This is a genomic window from Bradyrhizobium liaoningense, from assembly GCF_018130785.1.
GTDB classification, from domain to species: Bacteria; Pseudomonadota; Alphaproteobacteria; order Rhizobiales; family Xanthobacteraceae; genus Bradyrhizobium; species Bradyrhizobium liaoningense_A.
In genome coordinates this window covers 72,926-94,694 of the sequence record NZ_JAFCJT010000007.1, presented here as the reverse complement: position 1 = coordinate 94,694, position 21,769 = coordinate 72,926, and the positions used below count along the sequence as shown (strand labels likewise).

The window sequence follows — 21,769 nt, the reverse complement described above, 5'->3', positions numbered from 1 at the left end:
GCGTTGATGCGATGCGCAAATCATGCGGCGCACTCGCTGCATCGTCAATGAAATGGAATTTCGAATGTGGCGCGCAGCGAAGTCATTCTCTCCATCAGCACGCAGGACGGCGATGAAACGATTTTCGTTGATGCATGCAGCAAGGAGTCCACTGCTGCTGCCTCTCCTGCTTCATTCCTGCTCATCTTCGCTCTCGCACGCCACGCGTTCTCGAAAGACGCGTCACGCTGAAACGTCCTTGCCTGATCCACGCGCAATACGAATGGCCATTTCATTGACTGCGTATCGCGCGATCATAGACTTGGTCGTCCCGCTGCATCGTTCGCTCACACGTCGTGAGCAAAGCAACAAGACAGGCCACATGAGCATCAATTCGCACGACCATTCCATCACCCGCCGGCTTGCGGCATCGCTGCTCGCCGCCGCCATCTCGCTGTCGACCGCCGCCGCATCCTTCGCCGCCGACACCGTCGTGCTGCGCGTCGGCGACCAGAAGGGCGGCAACCGCTCGCTGCTCGAAATCTCCGGCTATGCAAAGGACCTGCCTTACAGAATCGAATGGTCGGAATTCCCGGCGGCGGCGCCGATCCTGGAAGCGCTGAACGCCGGCGCGCTCGACGTCGGCTACACCGGCGATCTTTCGTTCCTCTCGGTCTATGCGGCCGGCGCGCCGATCAAGGCGATCGGCGGCACCAAATCGGATGCGAAGACGCAGGCGATCCTTGTGCGCCAGGATTCGCCAATCAAGTCGGCCGCTGATCTCAAGGGAAAACGCCTCGCAGGCACGCGCGGCGGCTGGGGCCAGTTTTTGATCGACGCGACGCTGGAGAAAGCGCAGATCAAGCTGGAGGACGCGACCTTCGCGCCGCTCGGCCCGGTCGACGCCAAGATCGCACTCGTCGCGGGCTCGATCGATGCCTGGGCGGTGTGGGAGCCCTACGTCTCGTTCGCGACGCTGAAGGACAAGGCTCGCGTGATCGCTGACGGTGAAGGCCTGACGCCGACCATCACCTTCATCGTCGCCTCCGACAACGCCATTGCCACCAAACGCGCGGCGGTGCAGGACCTCGTGCAGCGGCTGAACAAGGCGCGGCTATGGTCGCTGGATCATCTTGGCGAATACGCCAAAAGCACGGCCGAGCTGACCAAACTGCCGGAGGACGTGCTGCTGTCGGCCTATACCGCGCAGCGCACCAGCCCGATCGTGATCGACCAGAACGTGGTGAAGGAGGTGCAGGAAGCCTCCGACCGCTCGACGCGCTACGGCATCCTGCCGAAGACGCTCGACGTGAGTAAAGCCGTCGACCGCAGCTTCACCGCCGCGGCCGCGGGGTCAAACTAGCGCGGGGGCGCGGCGGGATGCACAAGCTTCGCCTCAAGGCAGGCCCGCTGCATCTCGCCGCAATCGTGCTCGCGCATCTCGCCTGCATGAGCCTGATCGTGTGGCTCTCGCTCTAGCCGCGCAGGGTCCTTACCAATATCCATAGGCCCGGTACGGCCGGTAGTAGCCATAGCGAGGGCCGTAATACGGACGATAGGCTCGATAGCCGTAGTAGCGGGGCGCGTAGTAGCCGCCATACCCATAGCTCGGCCCATAGCCGCCGTAATAGGCCGGCGCATAGCCATAGGACGGACCGTAGCCATAGCCGTAGCCCGGCCCATAACCATAACCGCCGTAATACGGGCCGCCGCCATAGTAACCATAGGGCGCGCTGCTTGCGATGGCACCGCCGATGATTGCTCCGGCGAGGAGGCCTCCTGCGCCCCATCCCCAGCCTCCTCCGCCCCAGCCTCGGCCGCGCCAATACACCGGGGTGACATCGTCGCCAACGGCGGCCTTCATGGTCGCGACGTTGGTCGGCAGCGGAGCCGCTGCCGCCTGCTCGATTTGGCCGGCTATCACCGCGCCCGCCAGCGAACAGGCAATTGCGGTTTTCCAGATACTCATCGTCTTGCTCCCTGTCTGACGTTTCGTTTGGAAAAGGATCGCAAGGCCATGATCGGGCATCCTTGCCCCAAGTCAAAGCCTCCGAAAGTCAAAGCCTGCATTGCGTGCACCGCACAAGAATACCCGCGCATGCCTCGATTGTGGTCCGGCCAACACCAGCGCCCGCACGGACGTGACACCGATGCGACAGAGCCACCGGCCACGGCAAAGCATTAAGCTTCCCGCGCGTTCGCAACCAACAAGCACCTTCCCGATTTACTATTCGTACCGTTACTATCGGTTCCAATGGTGCGCGGCCGAAAGGTGTCTCGCGAAGACCCCGGCATGCGCCAGAGTTGTGGGAGGATCACATGAGTGCCGCGAGACCCGAGCCGCTTGCCCGTCAGGCGCTGGCGTTCGTCCTGGCCGGCGGACGCGGCAGCCGGCTCCTGGAGCTGACCGACCGGCGCGCCAAGCCCGCAGTCTATTTCGGCGGCAAATCCCGCATCATCGATTTCGCGCTGTCGAATGCGGTGAATTCCGGCATTCGCCGGATCGCGGTCGCTACCCAGTACAAGGCGCACAGCCTGATCCGGCACCTTCAGATGGGCTGGAACTTCTTCCGCCCCGAGCGCAACGAGAGTTTTGACATCCTCCCGGCCAGTCAGCGCGTGTCGGAGAATATGTGGTATGTCGGCACGGCGGATGCGGTCTACCAGAACATCGACATCATCGAATCGCACAACGCCCGTTTCATCGTCGTGCTGGCCGGCGACCACATCTACAAGATGGACTACGAGCTGATGCTGCGCCAGCATGTCGACAGCGGCGCCGACGTCACGGTCGGCTGCCTCGAAATGCCGCGCCAGGAATCTTCCGGCTTCGGCATCATGCATATCGACGAGAACGGCTGGATCCAGGAGTTCCTGGAGAAGCCGGCCGATCCGCCGCCGATGCCGGGCAAGCCGGACGTCTCGCTCGCCAGCATGGGTATCTACGTGTTCGATGCGAAATTCCTGTTCGACGAACTCAAGCGCGACGCCGAAGACCAAAACTCCAATCACGATTTCGGCAAGGACATCATTCCCTACATCGTCAAGAACGGACGCGCGATCGCGCATCAGTTCTCGACCTCGTGCGTCCGCTCCGGCAGCGATCCCCGCTCCTACTGGCGCGACGTCGGCACAGTCGACGCCTATTGGGCTGCCAACATCGACCTCACCGACGTGGTGCCGGAGCTCGATCTGTTCGACCGCGCCTGGCCGATCTGGTCCTATGCCGAGATCACACCGCCCGCCAAGTTCGTCCACGACGAGGAGAGCCGCCGCGGCCAGGCCGTGAGTTCGCTGGTCTCGGGCGGTTGCATCATCTCCGGTGCCTCGCTGCGCCGCTCGCTGCTGTTCACCGGCGTGCGCGTCAACTCCTACGCCAATGTCGAGAACGCCGTGATCATGCCGTATGTGCATGTCGGACGCGGCGCTCGCTTGAAGAACGTCGTGATCGATCGCGGGGTCGAGATTCCGGAAGGACTCGTCGTCGGCGAAGATCCCGAGCTGGACGCCAAGCGCTTCCGCACCACCGAGCAGGGCATCTCGCTCATCACCCAGACCATGCTCGACAGGCTCAATACATGACGCCTGCTCGCGTCCTCGCAGTCGCCTCTGAAGTCTACCCCATCGTCAAGACCGGCGGCCTCGCGGATGTCGCCGGCGCACTGCCGCTTGCGCTGCAGGCGCACGGCGTCGAGATGCGCACGCTGATGCCGGGCTATCCCGACGTGATGCGGATGCTAGGGGGAGCCGACGAAATCCGGCGCTGGCCGGATTATTTCGGCGGCCCCGGACGCCTGCTCGCGGGCTCGCATGATGGGCTCGATCTGTTCGTGCTCGACGTGCCGCATCTCTATGCGCGGCCGGGCAATCCCTACGTCACTGCCGAGGGCGTCGACTGGCCCGACAATGGCCTGCGCTTCGCCGCGCTGTCACGCATCGCCGCCGACATCGGTCACGGCCTCGTCCCTGCGTTCGTGCCCGATGTCGTGCACGCCCATGACTGGCAGGCGGGGCTCGCGCCCGCTTATCTGCACTATGACAACCGTCCGCGGCCCGGTACCGTGATGACCATCCACAACATGGCCTATCAAGGCAAGTTTGCTCCTGAGCTGATCGGTTCGATCGGCCTGCCCTGGGACTCCTTCAACGTTCACGGCCTCGAATATTTCGGCGGCATCAGCTTCCTCAAGGCGGGGCTTCAACTCGCCGACCGCATCACCACGGTATCCCCGACCTACGCGCAGGAGATCCAGAGCGATGAAGGCGGCATGGGACTCGGCGGTCTGCTTCGCGAACGCGCCGATGTGCTGAGCGGCATCCTCAACGGCATCGACATCGACGTTTGGAATCCGCAAACCGATCCGCACATCGCCTACCGCTTCGGAGCGGAAGACCTCACGTTCCGCGCCGCGAACAAGGCGGTGCTTCAGCAGCAGTTCAATCTCGATTCCTCGGACGAGGCGCCGTTGCTCGGCGTCATCAGCCGCCTGTCCTGGCAGAAGGGCCTCGATCTCCTGCTCGAGGCCCTTCCGACCATTTTGGGCGACGGCATGCAGCTCGCCCTGCTCGGCAGCGGCGATCGCGATCTCCAGGATCGCTATCAGGCCGCCGCCCGCGCGAACCCCGGGCGGATCGGCGTCGTGATCGGCTACGACGAGATTCTGGCGCATCTGATCCAGGCCGGATCGGACGCGCTCATCGTGCCGTCGCGGTTCGAGCCGTGCGGCCTGACCCAGCTCTACGCGCTGCGCTACGGCGCCGTCCCGATCGTGTCGCGCGTCGGCGGCCTCGAAGACACCATCGTCGATATCGGCGAGGCCAACACATCGGACCGCGACGCGACCGGCTTCAAGTTCGGTCCGGTGACCGCGGATGCTCTCGCGGGCACCCTGCGCAAGGCCAACACCGCCTTCCACAACAAGGCGACCTGGCGCCGGCTGCAATTGAGCGGCCTTGCGACCGACGTGTCCTGGCGCAACCGCGCCGGCGACTATGCCGCGCTCTATCGCGATCTCATGGCGGCGCGAGCCTGAGGCAGGACCGCCGTCGAATCCATGCTATAGAGCCGGCATGGACCCGTTCTTGATCAAGCTGATCGGCTTTGCCGCCGCCACCTGCACCACCGTGGCCTACGCGCCGCAGGCCATCAAGGTGTGGAAGACCCGCTCCACCGGAGACATCTCGCTCGGCATGTTCCTGGTCATGGTACTGGGCCTGGCGCTCTGGCTCGTCTACGGCCTGCTCTCCGGCGACGCTCCGCTGGTTGCCGCCAACGCCATCACCATGGTGCTAGCCGGCGGCATCCTGTTCATGAAGCTGAAGTACGGCTGAGCTTGACGCTGCGTCGCGCGGTATTTGAAAGGTGACGGTCCTTGATCCAGATCAAGTCAGACTGTTTGTAGCCCGTTGTTTAATTGCCGATATGCCAGGCCGCCGGAGCGGACTCCGTCGCGGCGCCTGAAAGATTTTTCGTCGCTCCGGCACGCCGCAATTTGAAGAGACAGCGACAGAACCCCAACGCATTCTCAACACCGAATTCGCGTTCCCGAGGGACCGCCCATGAGTGGATCAGCAACTGACGTTCAAGATCTGCGAATGATGGAAAGATGCCTCGAACTCGCCCGGCAAGGGGTAAAGCAAGGAGAGCTGCCATTCGGCGCCGTCATCGCGTCTCGAGGACAGGTCATCGCAGAAGCGACCAACCAGGTTTCATCGGAATGCGACGTGACCCGACACGCGGAACTCGTGGCTCTTTCAGAAGCGCAAAAGATTCTAAGACAAAAGCGTTTGCCGGATTGCACCTTGTATTCGATCGTCGAACCCTGCCCAATGTGTTCTTTCCCGGCACGGGAGGCGCGAATTGGTCGCGTGGTGTTCGCCATTTCATCTCCGGTCATGGGCGGATTTTCGAGATGGGACGTTCTGTCGGACAACAGTTTGTCGAGCAAACTGCCTGAGGTCTTCGGACCTGCACCGGAAATCATCTCTGGCTTGCTATCCCAAAGGGCGGAGCAAGTCTGGAGCGACTGGAACCCGCTCGCCTGGCGATTTATGAGACGACGAGGTTGCATCGGGCGAGCGGCCGAGCAGGCTTCGTGTCATGCGGGCGCGCCTCGGCCAACGTTTTCCTGGAATGCGCTGGCGGATATTTTGGCCGCGCCGGCTCTTTCGGTGAGTAACGTCTTCCTGCGCCGGCGTGCAGATTCAAACACCATCTCGGACCTGGACAAGCCTGGAGTCTGAGATCGGGAGCGCGCTGCTGCAGGATCAGGCGCGGGCGGCTATCGTTTCAAGTGCACGCGTCGGAATGGGGACTGGGTTTCGTGAACACAGGTGCGGGAAACCAAAGTGAGTTCCGAGCCGTTGCTTGGCGCTGCGCAAAGCCATTACCGCCATCACAGAGTCAACGGCGAGCCGGCTAAGACCAGGGAGTTGCCCCGGGTCTTGAACAAGCGAACGTCCAATCTTACGCAGTTCAGGCCTACCTGCGGGCCCGATATCTATGAGCGCTGCCCTCGGAAGTTTTCGATGAGCAGGATTTAGAACAACACGACAGACGGCAAAGGGAATTCTGAGTTCGGAAGCAATTCGAGCGACGATCTGCGACTCCATATCGGCGGCGACCGCCCCGGTGATGCCATGGAAGTCCCGTCTCTCTTCAAGACTCGTCATCGGGGAAGCGACTCCAGCTATCGCAGAGTAGCTGGCACCCGGGATCAGCCGAAGGAGCTCCTCGGCCCAGGGGAGGTCAGCTGGATAAGCTTCATCTTTCGCAGCAAATACCGACGAGGCGATGACAATGTCACCTGGTCGGAGCTTCGGGTCCAGCCCGCCGCATACCCCAAAACTTATAATGCCGCGCGCGCCATGTCTGATGGCGTCACGCAAGTCAAAGGCGGTCCGGCCACCTTCAGCGATCAGCGCTGGCCCGCCGGCTATTCTGGCCTCGATCGCAAGTCCAACTACGGCGATGACCGCCTTCACGTCACAGCGGGGGGCGCCAGTCTGAGCGTCGTTGACCGTGACATGCAGCGTCATCAGAGGCGTCGATAATCCTGTAGCCGAAGTGTCTCTAGACTCGGAGAATCAAGAGTAAGCCGGCACTAGCACCGCCGGTCTAGACAAAATCGACAGGCCTCCCGATCGGAAGCCAGTTGTTGGAGGACTGTGCCTCGGACGCCACAGCTGCCGTCTGATCGTGGCGGAGAATCGCACCTTCAGAGGCGCAACGAACCCAAAGCGGACCCCTCGCAAATACCGTGAGACGCTGTCCTTCAGGTATCAGACTGGCCCCCAGTTGTCCGCAACTGGCAGCCTACCCAATGCGCGCTCGCTGAAGACCGGTTCGTTTGGCGGTTCTCTTGTTTCGAACTCGCCTGCCATGATCGCACTTTGCCGCTGTTTTGCCCGACGTGTCAAACGCCGTCGAAATAGCGCTCGCGTATCCTGCCCGGCAAAAGCACTCGGCTAAGCCATTCTATTTGCTGGGCCGTTCTACTGTGCATGGGGTTGTTTTTCGACATTTTTAGTCGGAACCCCGTAGGGTGAATTAGCCCGCGGCTGCACGAAGCGCAGTCCGCCAGCGTAATCCACCACCTTCATTGCGGCTTGATGGTGGATTACGCTGCGCTAATCCACCCTACGATTCATCCAAACACATACGACGCCATCGCGACGCTCGCGACCTCGTCGACGAAGACGCGACGGCCGATATCGCTCCCGGCGGCACCTGCCGCGACCATCAGCGGCAGCAGATGGTCCTCGCGGGGATGCGCGAGGCGCGCGCTGGGGGCGTTCTCCCAGTCGACCAGCATCGCGTTGCGACGCGCCGCATCCGGATTGCTGATGGCTTCGTTCAGATAGGCTTCGAAATCGTACGAGACGGGCTTCGACTCTGCCCGACCGAACCCGCGCATGTTGTGATAGGTCAGTCCGCTGCCGATGATCAGAATGCCTTCGTCGCGCAGCGATGCGATCGCCTGCCCGACCTTGATGTGCTCGGCCGCATCGTAGCTCGCCCTCAGCGACAGCAGCACGATCGGCATGTCTGCGTTCGGATACATCAGGCCGAGCGGCACGAAGGTGCCGTGATCAAAACCCTGGTTGGGATCCTCCCGGCAATCGACGCCCGCGTGCTTGAGCAGCGCCTTCACCTCGGCGGCGAGCTCGGGCTTGCCCGGCGCCGGATATTTGACGTGATAGGTATGCTCGGGGAAACCGTAATAGTCGTACACCATCGGCGGTTGCGGCGAGGTCGACACGGTGAAGGCTTCGGCCTCCCAATGGCCGGTGATGACGAGCACGGCCTTTGGCCTCTCGGGGAGAAGCTGCGGCAACCGGCCGAACTCCGCGGCGGTCTTGGCATATTGCACCCGCCTGTCCTCCATGAAGGGCCAGGGGCCACCGCCATGCGACAGGAAGAGGGTCGGTAATCGCGTCATGGGGCTCGTCTCGTTGACAACATGCGGGTGCGAACTGCCCGCGAACGGCGGCGAGCATAGGCAAACCAGTATGGTTAGCAAGCCGTTAACGATTTGCCGCCCACAATCCAGCCGTGGCTGAAGGAATCGGCCAGAAGACAGGGTCGTGAGATGAAGAAGTTTGCGCTGGGGGACGTCGTCAACAGTGACAAGGGCCGCCGCGGCGTCGTTCGCGCCGCCTACAGGTCGAAGGAAGGCCAGCAGTTCTACGCCGTCGAGAAGGACGGCGCGATGGACTATCTCGAAGAAGACCGGCTGAGCCCGGCGCCCCGCGTCGAACTCGCGGCATAAATCCAACTCATCTTCCTAGCGCGCGAGCCGGTCGAGACGCTCCGTCCAAGGGTCGTCTCCGCTCGCGATGCGGTCGTTCGCGATCAGCAGCAGGCGTTCGCGATCTGCTGCCGCGTCCCATCGTGGCAAATCGGGGCCGTTGGGATCGCCGCTCCTCGCAAAGTTGATCCAGTAGCTGCGCATGCGGTTCGCGACCTCGCGGTCCGCCCGCGTGAGCATGCCCGCGCCGGGCACGCCTTCCACGCCGAAGATGAATTGCAACTCGCGCCCGTGGCCGCCATCGGGATTTGAGCGCCGCGCCTCGGGCACGTAGGCGAAGCGATAGCGAAACGTAGGCGCCCCTGTTGCCGCATGAAGGCGGGCAAGCAGCCTGACCGGCTCGGAGAAGACCTTGTCGGTGTAGAATTTGGCTGCGCGCTCCGATGGTCTGGCGATATCCGGGTAGAGCTTGCGCAGCTCATCGCTGCTCTCGCCCGAGGACGCTAGCGTCTCCCCGATCTCCCGCTCGCCATCGAAAAGCGTCTCGTCATCATTCGAGCCGATGATGAGGGGAATGCGGCTTTCATGTCCCGCCGCAAATCCCGCGGCCACGTCTTCGCGCACCAGGCTTCCATCCATCGCAGGTGCGAAGCTGCGTCCGGATCTTGCGAGCAGGTATTGTTCGGCCGCAAGCAGCCGCGCCGGCGCGGCGACGCGCAAATCCACCTCCTGCCCAAGCGCCGCCACGAACTGCCGGCCCATGGCCTCGGCCTCCTGCACCGAGCGCAGGCGCGCGCGGCCGGGCAGCGATTGCAAAATGGCTTTCTGGAAAAGATCGCCCGATTGCGCACACAGCATCAGCAGCGCGATCGACGTCGCACCTGCGCCGCCACCGAACAGGGTGACGTTGTTCGCATCGCCACCGAAGGCCGCGATGTTGTCGTGCACCCAATGCAGCGCCGCGATCTGGTCCATCAGGCCGTAATTGCCTGAGCCACCTTCCGACAGTGCGGGATGAGCGAGCCAGCCGAGCGCTCCAAGACGATAATTCACGGTGACCACGATGAGGCCCGCTTGCGCGAGCTTTGCACCGTCGAACAGCGGATCGTTTGCGGTGCCGCCGACGAAGCCGCCGTCATGGATGAAGACCATCACCGGCAGCGGACCGTCGACCCCGAAGGGACGGAATACGTTGAGCGTGAGGCAGTCCTCGCTCGCACCCGGCAGCGAGGGCTGAAGACACGGCGCGCCGTACTGATAGGCGGTACGCATCTCGGAGTTCTCCGCCGTTGCCTGCGGTGGGCGCCAGCGCAGCGCACCGACCGGAGCGGCCGCGTAGGCCAGCCCCTTGAACGACGCGACCTCGCCCTCGACGGCGCCGAGCATCTGTCCTTCACGCGTCAGCGCGAACGGAAACTGCCCGACCGCCTGAGCGACGGCCGCACCGTCCCAGCAAAGGAGTGAAGACACCACGACGAGCGCAAACAACGACCGCATCCTGGGGGATCCCGATGCGCCAAAAGGTTTCCCGGCAGGTTACGTCTGCGGCCCGCGATGAGGCAAGCTCGGCGGCGCCAGGCTAATTGCCCTTGGCGACGATATCCGCCAGCGCGCGGCGGGCAACGATGCCGAGCTCACCGAGCGTGGAATGACCGGAATGCGCCGCCTCGATCAGGCGTTCGGCAATGAACCTGCGGCTGTCGTGATCGCCGCCGTGCGGCAATTGGCGGCACGTCTCCTCCAGGACGACGTCCATGTTCGCTTTCGTTCGTTCACTCAGCTCTGTCATGACGCCCTGGATACGCGTGGCTTGTAACCGCAAGCATACACAGAAGGATGTGGTCTGATTAGCCCGGACAATCCCGGCGATTGTGCATCGCGGTGCGTGTATCGCCGCAATCTTCGCGCGGCCACGATGGCGCCGCAAACGACTACCGAAGATTGTACCTGTCCTGATGACAAGCCAAGCCTGCGGCGATAGCCTGCCGGCAAAACAGAATACACGGGAGGAATGCCATGCCAGACGCAATGGTCGCCGCACGTGAGTCCAAAGCGGCGAGTGGAACAACCCAACAAGTCGACGTTGCCGTGGTCGGCGCCGGATTTGCCGGCCTCTATCTTCTCCATCGCCTGCGCAAGGCAGGCCTCTCGGCAGTCGCCCTCGAAGAAGCCGGCGATGTCGGCGGCACCTGGTACTGGAACCGCTACCCTGGCGCGCGCTGCGATATCCAGACCATCGACTACAGCTACACCTTCGATCCGGAGCTCGATAAAGAGTGGACGTGGTCGGAGAAATACGCGACCCAGCCCGAGATCCTGCGCTATTTCGGCTTTGTCGCCGACCGCTACGATCTGCGCCGCGACATCCGCTTCAAGACCAAGGTCACCGAAGCCAGGTGGGATGAAGCGACTGAACGCTGGCAGCTCACCACCAACAGCGGCACGCCGGTCTCCTGCCGCCATTACATCATGGCCACAGGCTGCCTCTCCGCGCCGAAGCCGCCGGAGATCGACGGCGTCAAGGATTTTGAGGGTAAGGTCTATTTCACCGGGCGCTGGCCGCATGACGGCGTCGATCTCGCGGGAAAACGCGTCGCCGTGATCGGCACAGGCTCGTCAGCCATCCAGTCGATCCCACTGATCGCCGAACAGGCCGCGCATCTCACCGTGTTCCAGCGCACGCCAAACTTCGCGCTGCCGGCGCATAACGGCCCCTCGCCGTCCGATCGCATGGAGCTGTTCCAGAGCGACCCCGCGGCCTATCGCGAGCAAGCGCGCCAGTCGATGACCGGCGTGCCCTATCCGCAGCAGACCGTCGTGAGCTGGCAATTGAGCGATGCCGAGCGTCGTGAGCGGTTCGAACGTGCTTGGGCAGCCGGCGACCTCGTCCACATCCTGACGCAGCTCTGGGCCGACCAGGCCGTCGACGTCGACGGCAACAAGATCGTCCAGGACCTGATCCGCGAGAAGATCCGCGCCGCCGTCAACGACCCCGAGACCGCTGCGGCGCTCACGCCGCACGACCACCCCTTCGGCGCAAAACGCCCCTGCCTCGATACAAATTACTACGCGACCTACAATCGACCCAATGTCACGCTGGTCAATCTGCGCCAGGAGCCGATCAAGGCGATCACCGCGAGCGGCATCACCACGGGCAAGCGGAGCATCGATGTCGACGTCATCGTGTTCGCGACCGGCTTCGACGCCATGACCGGCGCAATCCGCGCCGTGCATCCGATCACCGGACGCGGCGGCAAGTCGCTGACCGACGTCTGGGCGCAGGGGCCGCAGACCTATCTCGGACTTACGGTCGAAGGCTTCCCGAACTTCTTCATGATCACCGGACCCGGCAGCCCGTCGGTGCTGTCGAACATGGCGGTGTCGATCGAGCAGCATGTCGACTGGGTCGTCGACCGGCTCGCTGCTTTGCGCGATGCCGGCTTCACCACGATCGAGCCGACCGAGACGGCGCAGGCCGCCTGGGGCCAGCACATGACGGACTGCTCGATGGTGACGCTGCACCGGCTCGCCAACACCTGGTACACGGGCGCCAACGTGCCCGGCAAGGTGCAGGGCCTGATGCCTTACACCGGCGGCGTCGGCCCTTATCGCAGCATCTGCGACGAGGTCACGAGCCGCGGCATGCTCGGCTTCAAGCTCACCGGCCCCGACGTCGCCGCGCAATGCAATGACGGCGAGGTGGTGCGGCTGCAGCCGGACGTGCGGCTGGTGCTGAACCTGCTCGCATCGCTGAACCTGCCGCCGATCGAGTCGATGGGCGCGATCGGGGCGCGCGCCTTCGTCAACGAGTTCAACAAGGGCCGGCCTGCGGGACGACTGATCGGCGACATCGTCGACGGCACGCTGCCCGGTGCGGACGGCCCGCTGCCTTACCGGATCTACAAGCCGGCAACGCCGGGGCCTCATCCTGTCGTGGTCTATTTCCACGGCGGCGGCTGGGTGCTCGGCGACGAGCAATCGGACGAGCCGCTGTGCCGCGATCTGGTGCGGCGGACCGGCATGATGTTCGTCAGCGTCGGCTATCGCCACGCGCCGGAGCATCGTTTCCCGACCGCGGCCGAGGACGGCTATGCGGCAACGCGCTGGATCGCCGAGCACGCGACCGAGCTTGGCGGCAGGCCGGGCCCGGTGCTGGTCGCGGGCTGGAGCGCCGGCGGCAACATCGCCGCCGTCACCTGCCAGCTTGCGCGTGATCGCGGCGGGCCTGAGATCGCCGGCCAGCTCCTGATATGCCCGGTCACCGACTGCACCGTCGACCGTCCCTCTTACAACGATAATGCGACCGGCTATTTCCTGACGCGCTCGCTGATGTACTGGTTCTGGGATCTCTACTGCTCACCGGCCGACCGCACCGATCCGCGCGTCTCGCCGCTGCGCGGCAAGGTCGCCGGCCTGCCACCGGCCTTGGTCGTCACCTGTGAATTCGATCCGTTGCGCGACGAGGGCATCGCCTATGCCGAGGCAATGGCGGCCGCCGGGGTCCCGGTCGAACAGCTCAGGGCGCGCGGCCATTTTCACTCGTCCTTTGCGATGGTCGACGTGGTGATCACCGGCGTGGCAGGTCGGGTGCAGATGGCGGAAGCCCTGCGGCGCTTCGCCGGGCTTCCCCCGGAAGTCCGCCGCGGCGACGAGGATAGCCACGGTCATGGCAGCCCGGGGCACAGAATCGCGGCGGCCGCGAGCTGATGGCGGCAAGGCGGCCGGGAACCTTTTCCCGGCTGCTGCGTTGAGTGGTTGTGGCATTGAGATGCAGCGATAGGTGTGGGCCCCGGCACGCAGATCCGCGTGCTGGGGCAATTTTTTTGCGTGAGGCGGGACGATGGGGGACGTGGTTGCGGATTCAAAGGTCGATTTCGGAGCGCTTGCAGCCCTGCATAAATGGCCGTCGCTTTCGAACCAGCGCCGACCGGACCGAGATTCTTACCAGGTAAGCGAAGGTACGCTCGACGAGTGCATCTCGGCCTTCATGGAAAAGCCGGCCACGACCAGGCACCTCTATGAGATTCACACGATTGCGCAACCGCCGCTGGTCACGGATATCCTCTCGCCCGAGCACGTCATCGAGCTATCGCGGTTGAGGGAATTTCTCTGATTGCGTGCAGATGCGGAAGCTGCACGTGCATGACAAGCTTTTCACAAGGCAGGAACCTTCTACCGGATTTTCCCGTTAACCGGGATCGGAAGTCAAGACGAGTGCCTTGAGATGCTTGAAACCGGTGTACCATCTGCGGTCGTACCCTATGGTGCAGACCAGACCCTGTTCGTGGTGATTGATCGCCGCGATAAGGCCACTGAAATCCGCGTTGAACGAAGCGATCTTGAAGCCACGATCGGCGAGCTCGTCGCCGGCTGCTTCAACGATCCGATCAAGGTGATCTCGTTCAACACGCTCGAGCACTGGATGAAGGACATCTCGACCGAAATCGCCGGGGAGATCAAGGCGCGCTGCGACATCGATGGCGTCCGGCTTCCCGACTATCTCAGCGACTTCGTCGAGAGCCATACCTGACCGCGCGTCGTTCTCGTTGATACGCTTCAAATCGCAGGCAACAAAAAAGCGCCGCTTCCGCGGCGCTTTTCGTGTGCCAACATTCCTGTTTGAGCATGATCCTATCGGAAAACCGATCCACGCTTTTCCGGACCGTGCTCTAGTGGTGCCAGAACAATGCCAGCAGCAGAACGATCGGCAGCGGCACACCAAGCAGCCAGAGCAAAGCACCTCGTCCAAAACCCATGACTTCCTCCTCCACATTCATCATTGACATGACGCCAGAGACGAAAGGAAGTTCCGCGCCTCGCAGCGAGGGCGAATGCGTCCGGTGCATGGTTCGGGGAGTTATGCGCGCCGGTACTTGCCGGCGATGACTTCGATCTCGCGGCGGCGTTCGCCGGCGAAGGTCAGGAGCTTTTCGATCGTCAGCGTATCCGTGATCCGTTTGGCGAGCCGCTCGGCGCGCGCGGCCTGATCTTCGAGATACTGGATCGTGTTCAAACGCCGCCTCCCCCAAGGACCCCCAATTGGAGCCCCGACTTGTTTGGGCACCCATGGTGGACCAGGGCGACTAACAGCCGGTTAAGCGTAGCGTCTCAATGTCCATGAAGGACGAATTATCGGACCACGTCGAGCCGGACATTGGTGATGCCCTTGTCGACCATGCCGAGCGCCTCGGCCGCGGAAGGCGAGATGTCGACCACGCGTCCGCGAACATAGGGCCCGCGATCATTGACCCGGACGGTCACGAAGCGGCCGGAGGAGACATCGGTCACGCGCAGCTTCGTGCCGAACGGCAGGCTGGGATGCGCCGCGGTCAATTCGTTCTTGTCGAACTTCTCGCCGCTCGCGGTCTCCGTATCCGAATAGAAGCTGGCAACGCCGTGCGAAGCGGTTTGCTTTGCGTCACGGTCGGTGATCCGTACCCGGCTGATCGGCCGCGGATGCAGGGCCGCTACCCTATGCGGCCGCTGGACCGCAGCCTGTCGATTGGTGCCAAGATCGGCCTGCTGGCGGCCGACCGGCGATTGCGCGCAGGCCGCAAGCGACGCGGCACCGATGATGGCAAGCAGCAACCGGCAGGAGGTTGCGAGGGAAATTCGGGCACTTACGGCACGTGCAAAGCGAGACATGGTACGCCCCTCCGAACTGCCCGGAGTTTCGGTGGGGAATGAGGGCAGAACCTTGACTGAAGGAAAGCAGGCTTAGGGCCACGACGGTTTCGTGCCGGCTGTGGCGATTCCACCACAGTGGCGTCTCCTGAATCGAGACAGACTCGCGCAAAACTAGCCCGATGCAACGCGCCAGGCGATCGGGCGCGTCTCCAGCTGCGCTTCGCTCGCCTCGGTGTCACCCTTCAGGAGCCGCATCAGCTCGCGCCGATAGAGCCGCCGCCAGCCGGTTTTCAGGCTGGCGAGAAAGTCGAGTTCCCGTTGCGTCAGTGTGCACATGATGGACCCGATCCGGTCGCGAAGGCCGCGCCGTCAGCCGACGAGGCCTCCCATCGGCTTGACGTCAGCACTGCCGGGGAAGACCGCATCCGCCAGCACCTTCTCCTCGACGCGCAGATGATCCCTGAGCAGGCCCTTCAGCACGGCGCGGAGATCGGTGGTCGGCCTGAGGTCGCGATCCTCGAACAGTTGCGCCGGCTTGAGGCCCGGCCAGTCCGCGATCACGCGGCCGCCGGCGAGCGCACCGCCAATGAGGAAGGCGACCGTACCCGTGCCGTGATCCGTGCCCTGCGTGCCATTGATACGCGCGGTGCGCCCGAACTCGGTGACGACTGCGACGACCGTCTCCCGCCAGGCCTCGCCCATGTTGGTCTCGATTGCCGCGAAGGCGCCATCGAGCGCACCGAGCAGATTGTAGAGCTGGCCCGAGGCCGCACCTTCGGCGATATGCGTGTCCCAGCCGACGAAGCCCATGGCGCCGACGCGCGGGCCGTCGGCCTTGGCGAGATAGCGCGCGGCGGTGCCGGCCGCTTCGGCGAAGTAGGCGCGCACGCGCGCGATGCCGGGCGGCATCAACGTCGGATCGTCCGACATCGGATCGCCCGCGCCTGGCGCGCCGCCGAGCGAGGCGAGCTTGATCCGCGCCTGAAGCACGGTTGCAAGCTTCGGATCGGTGTGCTGGTAGAGATCGAGCAGGCGGTTCTGCGTGTCCTCGCTCGCCGGCAACAGTTTCTGCGGCACCCATGTCATGACGGGCGCCGAGCCGCGTACCACCAGCGGCGTCACCGAGCCGATGCCGAGCGCACGGCTGCCGCGCGGATCGACGCGCCCACCCGACTCGATCGCAAGCAGCGCGCGGTTGAGCCATCCCGAAGCAGTCACGCCGGGCTTCGAGATGCCGCTCTCGAGCACGTCCTGGCCGTCGAAATGCGAGCGCTCGCGATAGGGCGTCGCGGTGGCATGGACGATCGCGGCTTTGCCGGTCTTGTAGAGCCGGTGCAGGTTCGGCATCGCCGGATTGAGCGCGAAGAATGAATCGAGCGGCAGCGCCGGCGGCTTGCCGTCCAGCACCAGCGCGCGATCGCCGCGCAAGCCGACCCAGTCGGGATCGCCAACCGGCGCGACCGCACCGAGACCATCGAGCGCGCCACGCAGGACGATCACGAGCAGGCGCGGATCGCGCCCTTCCGCGCGCGCGAGCCTCGGTATCTGGCTCCACGCGAACAGCGCGCCCGAGCCGACCAGGAGTTCGCGCCGCGTGGGCAAATGATTGACGAAGCCCATGCTCACCTCCTCTGAAAATCCGCCGACATGAACAGCAGCGCCAGTGCCTGTTGCCGGCTCTCGGCGCGTCCGACCGCCTGCTTCACCTCGGGCGCGATCTGCGATGTGAAGACATCCTCGATGATGACTTGCGGATCGGCCATGCCCGTGATGCGCTCCGCAAAATTGTTGGCGACGTCGAGCCGCCGGCCGATACCGTCGATCCAGCTCGCTTCGTCGTCCGGATAGCCCTTCGGCGCGGACGGACGCCACAGCGCCTCGCCCAGCAGCTCCTGGCCGCCGGTGAAGCGCGTGGGGTCGACGACGGTGATGCCTGTCGCGCGCACCATGCCGACAACCCATTCGCCGGGACGCTTCAGTTTTGACGGCGGCCCGCGCCACGCTTCATCCGACGACACCATCGAAATCGCGACCTGCTTGAGATCGCCTTCAGTGTCGCGAAAGGTCTTGGCCATCTGCTCGACCAGCGCCGGCGGCGGCTCGTCGGCGACGAAATGGCGTGCGAGCTTCGTCGCGACATGGGTTGCGGTTGCCGGATGCGCGGCGAGGTCGCGCAGCACGGCGCGGCCCTGCTCGGCGTCTTCCTGCTCGTAGCGCTTGCCGAGCACGATCTGTCCGCCGGGCTCATGCAGCCGCGGATTGAAGGTGAACTCGCCGCCATGCTGGGGATCGGCGCCCGGCGGCACCAGCGTCCAGCCGGTCAGCACGTTGGCGAAGCTGATGACGTCATCCTGGGTGTAGCCGGTGCGCACGCCGAGCGTATGAAGCTCCATGATCTCGCGCGCAAAGTTCTCGTTGAGGCCACTGCTGCGGTTGATGCCGGCGATCGAGTTCGCGCCCATCGAGCCGAGATTGTCGAGGTAGAACAGCATCGCTGGATGGCCTTCGACGGCCAGCAAGAGATCGACGAAGCGGCCGAGCGCATTGGCGCGAACGGCTTCGCGCTCATAGGCGCCGGACATGCTCTGGATTCGGTTGGCCGAGACGCAGAAATGGTTGGACCAGAACCACACCAGCCGCTCGGCAAAGCCGATATCGGCAGCGAGCGCTGCTTCCGTACGCAGCTTGGCTTCCTGCAGATAGATCGGACGGCCGGGATCGGGAACGGCGTCGGCCGCCTGCTTGGCCGCCATCTCGGCAGCATCCTTCTCCTGGCTGTAGCCCTGCGGCTGCGCCTGAGCCTGACCTTGGTCGCCCGCAGCAATTGGTGTCGCAGCCATCTGCTGCTTCTTGGCCTGTTGCTGCGCCTGCTTGGCGCGCGCGGTTCGCCGTGCATTGGCATCGGCCACGGTGCGATAGGCCTTCGCACTGGTGGGAAGGCTGACGGCGGCGCTCAATGCGAGCGGCCGATCGAGCTCCGCGATCAACGCGCCGCGCGGATCGGTCCCAACCGCCGCAATCGATCCCGGTCGCGGCCCCATCCCGAAGCGATGAAGCGCCAGCACGGCCTCGGCCTTTGCGGAAATGCTCATGGCGAACGCCCATTCTGTCGAGAGCTGCCGACGGGGGTGCCGGACGGAGCTACGAACTGTAATGCTACAAATCGTAGCATTAGCAAGGTAGGCCCGCAAGCGGAGATTGAGACATCGCCGTCAAGACATCGGCAGCCGCCGGTCCCGTAGTCCGGCAGCAGCAGCCGTCCTAGAAATTGGGGCCGAGCGCGATCTTCGTGATCGTGCCGTTCCTGACGCCGATACGCCATTCCGCCGAGCCGTTGGCGAACTGCGCGACATAGATGTCGCTGTCGAGCGCCGTGACGCCGCGGAAGGAAACCGCACGCAACGGACCGAGCCGCGTCAGGATCGCCTGATCGAACGGAAGCTGCTGGCGCGTGATGTCGGCCACTTCCGACGTCATATGCTCGTAGTCCGGCTGGCCCTTGCCGACACCCTCGATGTAGCGGCGCAGCATCTCCTCACCATTGGCGATCGGAACGGCGCGGCGCGCGGCACGGCCGGGACGCGCACCGAGGTTTGACGCCTCGACGTTGTGGAAGCGAGTCTGCCGCCCCGGCATCAGAACTTCGAGACAGCGCCCCGACTTGTCGGAAATCATCCAGGGATTGTTCACGGTGGTCGTGGAGGCCCAGGTTGCGTTGGGCCTGACGACGCTCTGCATCCTGCGATTGCCGTTGGCGTCGAGATTGAAGACCTGAAGGTCCTCGCCCATCTCGTTGTAGACCATGATCCTGATCGGCGAGGTGCCGGCGCGGCCGCGCACGCTCGCCTCCTCCGAACAGGAGACGACGCCGCCGAGTTCGTCATTGCCGTCGGCCCGGAACAGCACGTCGCCGGCCTTGCCGTCGGGCTTGAGCATCAGGCGGAATTCAGCCGTGCCGTTCTCGAATTTCGCGCCATAGATGTCGTAGCCGCCAGGGCCGACGCCACGGAAGAAGAGCGATTCCACCGCACCAAGCGCCAGGAACGTCCCGCGCATTTCATCGAGCTGCCGGTGGACCTTGGCCGCGAGCGGCGCGCTCATGCGCTCGTAGTTCGGCGTGCCGCGGCGCAGGTCTTCAATCCCGCGCAAGATCATCTCCTTGCCGCCGGCAGCCGGGACCTGCTCCCGGAATCGCTCAGGAACCTCCGCAAGGCGGCGCGCGAAGTCGGCTTCGACCGCCTGCGCCAACGCCGCATCGATCCGCGGCGCGAGGCGCGCGCCGAAGACCGCGTTCTGGACCAGGACGCGCGCAACTTTGTCCTTCTCGTCACGCAGAAAGACCAGGAGACTCTCGCCATGGATCGAAAAGACGTCGGCACCTTCGGCGAGGAGCGTGGCCCGGCCCTGCACGGTTTCCTGTACCTGGAGCCGATCGCCGTCGCGCCGCACCGTCAGCACCCGGTTCGGCGCAATCCTGTACCAGCCGACATATTGGTCGAGCAGTGTCGCATCGGCAGCCGCCGTCGGCATCTCGGCGACGCGAACCGCACGCACGTCGCGGCCGTTCATGCGCAGCATCAGCTCGGAGGAGCGGCGCTCGGCATCGACCGGGAACGTGATCTCGCCGGACGAGCCCGCGTAGGACGCGGTGCCGTCACTGCCGACCGTCAGGCGCAATTTCCTCTGCCCGGTGAGCTGGCCATAGAGGTCGTCGCCCTCGCGGAAGATGGCGAATACCGTGGCAGGACCCATGGCGTAGAAATTGACGAAGGGGCGGTAATGCTGGGCCGGTACCTCGCCGGTATCCGCCGCGACGGGGGCGGGATCCGGGGTGCGATAGGCGATCATGCCGGCCGACACGATCACAGCCGGGACGATCGCGGCCGCGATCCACAATCGCTTACGCCAGCCGACCGCGACGGGCATGGCGGCAGCCGCGATGATGCGCTCGACGCGGGCGCGCACGGTCGAGGCCCGCGCCATCGCGAGCTCGACCGGCCGCGGTTTTATGGTGCTGGCAAAATCGAGCAGGATTTCCGCATAGGACAGCCGGTCATCGATCACCTCGATCGCCTCAGCGTCGCTGATGATCTCGGCGAGCTCGGCAAGACGCGCGAGCTGCCACCACGAGAACGGGCTGAACCAGAACACCGCGCGATTGAGGGAGGCGAGCAGGAGAACGTAGAAATCGCCGTTGGCGACATGCGCGCCCTCATGCGCGAGCACCGCGAGGCGCTTCTTCGCATCCCAGCCGGAAAATTGCGGCGGCACCAGAATGGTCGAGCCGAACGTGACGGGACCACCGACGTCGCGGCTGACGCGCACATCGGCATCGATCATCTGCGGGCCATTCATCGGCTTTGCCGCACGTGCCAGACGCCAGGTCAGACAGAGACCGATGGCCAGCCGCAACAGCAGGCAAACCGTGACGCCGGCATAGACGATGGTGGCGACCAGCCACCAATTGATCGGGAGCCCGCTCTTCGGCGGCGGAGCAATGGCCGCGCCGGGCGTGATCGGCAGCGCGGGCTGCGGCGCCTCCAGCATCGAGATGTCGGCCGGCAGAAAATCATCCGGCACGGATACCGGCAAGGGCATCCGGGTGATCGTCAGCGTCGGCCAGTGCATCACGAAGGGCATCGCCAGCGACGCGAACAGTACGACGATCCATGCCGTCATGTGGACGTGCGGGTTGCGCACGCGAAAAAGATTGAGACCGAACCAGACGACGCCTCCCAGCACGAAGGAGCGCAGCGCCGCCTCAGCCAGAGTTGCGATCATTCTTTCTTCACTCCCCTCGCCTTCTTCGCCTTGGCCACCTGGTCGGCCAGCGTCCGGAGCTGCTGCTGGTCGAGCATCGCATTGTCCACCATGCCGACGAGGACTTCCTCCATCGAGCCATTGCAGAACCAGTCGACGATGCGTTGCACCGCCTTGGCGGCAACCCGCGAGCGCTCTTCGGCGGCGTGGTAGACGTAGGTGCGTCCGTCCACGGTGTGGTTAGCATAGCCCTTTTCTTCGAGCCGGCGCAGCACCGTGCGTACCGTGGATTCCTTCAGACGCCGCGACAGCCGCTCGCGCACGACTTCGGCCGTGACAGGACCATGGGCCCAAACCAATTGCATGACCTCGTGCTCGAGGTCGCCCAGTTCGGGCAAACGATCGTCCATGGCATCTGACCTTGCGGATTGAGTTTTCTTGTAACGCTACAGATCGTCGCATATACGGCCGCACCACGCAACGGCGATTCCACCTCGCCGTGCCGTCATGCCCGGGCTGTCCTGCCTGCGCGGCCGAAGCCGTTTCGGCGAGGCGAAGACCCGGGCGTCTACGTTCTTCGTATCACACGGCAAGGGGGCGTGGATGGCCGGGACATAGGCGAGCGGAAGCGACGCCGTCCTACGGACGGCTAT

At 64.2% G+C, this 21,769-nt stretch carries 22 protein-coding genes; 10 read left to right on the top strand and 12 right to left on the bottom strand.

Features of this window, described 5'->3' with window-relative positions:
- Positions 1-66 precede the first annotated feature (66 nt).
- A complete protein-coding gene (locus tag JQ627_RS17870; protein WP_212485465.1) occupies positions 67-231 on the top strand; it encodes a hypothetical protein in 165 nt (54 codons plus the stop codon).
- 130 nt (positions 232-361) lie between these two features.
- Complete coding sequence (locus JQ627_RS17865; RefSeq protein WP_212485464.1) at positions 362-1,342, top strand: ABC transporter substrate-binding protein; 981 nt, start codon at positions 362-364, stop codon at positions 1,340-1,342.
- 129 nt (positions 1,343-1,471) lie between these two features.
- Here JQ627_RS17865 and JQ627_RS17860 read toward each other — a convergent pair whose 3' ends face one another.
- Complete coding sequence (locus JQ627_RS17860; RefSeq protein WP_212485463.1) at positions 1,472-1,948, bottom strand: hypothetical protein; 477 nt, start codon at positions 1,946-1,948, stop codon at positions 1,472-1,474.
- 350 nt (positions 1,949-2,298) lie between these two features.
- Here JQ627_RS17860 and glgC point away from each other — a divergent pair, with 350 nt between their 5' ends.
- From glgC to JQ627_RS17840, 4 genes are all read left to right on the top strand, one after another.
- The gene (glgC, locus tag JQ627_RS17855; protein ID WP_212485462.1) at positions 2,299-3,561 is read left to right on the top strand and encodes a glucose-1-phosphate adenylyltransferase; all 1,263 of its coding nucleotides are present in this window, start codon (positions 2,299-2,301) and stop codon (positions 3,559-3,561) included.
- Positions 3,558-5,012 carry a glycogen synthase GlgA gene (gene glgA / locus JQ627_RS17850; protein WP_212485461.1) on the top strand — a complete coding sequence of 485 codons (1,455 nt, stop codon included), beginning with the start codon at positions 3,558-3,560 and terminating at the stop codon, positions 5,010-5,012. The genes glgC and glgA overlap by 4 nt, the downstream gene beginning before the upstream one ends.
- 37 nt (positions 5,013-5,049) lie before the next feature.
- Positions 5,050-5,310 (top strand): SemiSWEET transporter, encoded by a 261-nt coding sequence (locus JQ627_RS17845; protein ID WP_018457471.1) that lies wholly within the window; start codon positions 5,050-5,052, stop codon positions 5,308-5,310.
- Positions 5,311-5,538: 228 nt separating this feature from the next.
- Positions 5,539-6,222, top strand: coding sequence for a nucleoside deaminase (locus tag JQ627_RS17840; RefSeq protein ID WP_212485460.1), 684 nt, complete (start codon positions 5,539-5,541; stop codon positions 6,220-6,222).
- A 24-nt stretch (positions 6,223-6,246) separates the two neighbouring features.
- Here the strand turns inward: JQ627_RS17840 and JQ627_RS17835 are convergent, their stop codons facing one another.
- Positions 6,247-7,017: a phosphorylase gene (locus tag JQ627_RS17835; RefSeq protein ID WP_212485459.1), complete on the bottom strand. Its 771-nt coding sequence runs from the start codon at positions 7,015-7,017 to the stop codon at positions 6,247-6,249.
- Positions 7,018-7,625: 608 nt separating this feature from the next.
- Complete coding sequence (locus JQ627_RS17830) at positions 7,626-8,420, bottom strand: class III extradiol ring-cleavage dioxygenase (RefSeq protein ID WP_212485458.1); 795 nt, start codon at positions 8,418-8,420, stop codon at positions 7,626-7,628.
- Between the two features lie 150 nt (positions 8,421-8,570).
- On the opposite strand from JQ627_RS17830, the gene JQ627_RS17825 reads away from it, so the two are divergent.
- Entirely contained in the window at positions 8,571-8,750 is a 180-nt protein-coding gene (locus tag JQ627_RS17825) for a hypothetical protein (protein ID WP_027519499.1), read from the top strand.
- Positions 8,751-8,765: 15 nt separating this feature from the next.
- On the opposite strand, the gene JQ627_RS17820 is transcribed toward JQ627_RS17825, so the two are convergent.
- Positions 8,766-10,226, bottom strand: a complete 1,461-nt coding sequence (locus JQ627_RS17820; RefSeq protein WP_212485457.1) for a carboxylesterase/lipase family protein — start codon at positions 10,224-10,226, stop codon at positions 8,766-8,768.
- An 82-nt stretch (positions 10,227-10,308) separates the two neighbouring features.
- Positions 10,309-10,485, bottom strand: a complete 177-nt coding sequence (locus tag JQ627_RS17815) for a hypothetical protein (RefSeq protein WP_249143154.1) — start codon at positions 10,483-10,485, stop codon at positions 10,309-10,311.
- A 260-nt stretch (positions 10,486-10,745) separates the two neighbouring features.
- On the opposite strand from JQ627_RS17815, the gene JQ627_RS17810 reads away from it, so the two are divergent.
- The 3 genes from JQ627_RS17810 to JQ627_RS17800 all read left to right on the top strand — a co-directional run bounded on the left by JQ627_RS17810 (position 10,746) and on the right by JQ627_RS17800 (position 14,259).
- A complete protein-coding gene (locus tag JQ627_RS17810; RefSeq protein WP_212485455.1) occupies positions 10,746-13,436 on the top strand; it encodes an alpha/beta hydrolase fold domain-containing protein in 2,691 nt (896 codons plus the stop codon).
- Between the two features lie 133 nt (positions 13,437-13,569).
- Complete coding sequence (locus tag JQ627_RS17805) at positions 13,570-13,842, top strand: hypothetical protein (RefSeq protein WP_212485454.1); 273 nt, start codon at positions 13,570-13,572, stop codon at positions 13,840-13,842.
- Positions 13,843-13,953: 111 nt separating this feature from the next.
- The gene (locus JQ627_RS17800; protein ID WP_212485453.1) at positions 13,954-14,259 is read left to right on the top strand and encodes a hypothetical protein; all 306 of its coding nucleotides are present in this window, start codon (positions 13,954-13,956) and stop codon (positions 14,257-14,259) included.
- Positions 14,260-14,586: 327 nt separating this feature from the next.
- Here JQ627_RS17800 and JQ627_RS17795 read toward each other — a convergent pair whose 3' ends face one another.
- The 7 genes from JQ627_RS17795 to JQ627_RS17765 form a co-directional block, all read right to left on the bottom strand.
- Complete coding sequence (locus JQ627_RS17795; protein WP_014493103.1) at positions 14,587-14,742, bottom strand: hypothetical protein; 156 nt, start codon at positions 14,740-14,742, stop codon at positions 14,587-14,589.
- Between the two features lie 116 nt (positions 14,743-14,858).
- Positions 14,859-15,374 (bottom strand): septal ring lytic transglycosylase RlpA family protein, encoded by a 516-nt coding sequence (locus JQ627_RS17790; RefSeq protein ID WP_212485452.1) that lies wholly within the window; start codon positions 15,372-15,374, stop codon positions 14,859-14,861.
- A gap of 153 nt (positions 15,375-15,527) precedes the next feature.
- On the bottom strand, positions 15,528-15,692 hold the full coding sequence (locus JQ627_RS17785) for a hypothetical protein (RefSeq protein WP_212485451.1): 165 nt from the start codon (positions 15,690-15,692) through the stop codon (positions 15,528-15,530).
- Between the two features lie 33 nt (positions 15,693-15,725).
- Positions 15,726-16,976 (bottom strand): DUF1501 domain-containing protein, encoded by a 1,251-nt coding sequence (locus JQ627_RS17780; RefSeq protein WP_212485450.1) that lies wholly within the window; start codon positions 16,974-16,976, stop codon positions 15,726-15,728.
- A 2-nt stretch (positions 16,977-16,978) separates the two neighbouring features.
- Positions 16,979-18,448 (bottom strand): DUF1800 family protein, encoded by a 1,470-nt coding sequence (locus JQ627_RS17775; RefSeq protein ID WP_212485449.1) that lies wholly within the window; start codon positions 18,446-18,448, stop codon positions 16,979-16,981.
- Between the two features lie 169 nt (positions 18,449-18,617).
- Positions 18,618-21,137, bottom strand: a complete 2,520-nt coding sequence (locus JQ627_RS17770; protein WP_212485448.1) for a M56 family metallopeptidase — start codon at positions 21,135-21,137, stop codon at positions 18,618-18,620.
- Complete coding sequence (locus JQ627_RS17765; RefSeq protein ID WP_092185459.1) at positions 21,134-21,526, bottom strand: BlaI/MecI/CopY family transcriptional regulator; 393 nt, start codon at positions 21,524-21,526, stop codon at positions 21,134-21,136. Before JQ627_RS17765 ends, JQ627_RS17770 begins: the two co-directional genes overlap by 4 nt.
- Positions 21,527-21,769: the final 243 nt, after the last annotated feature.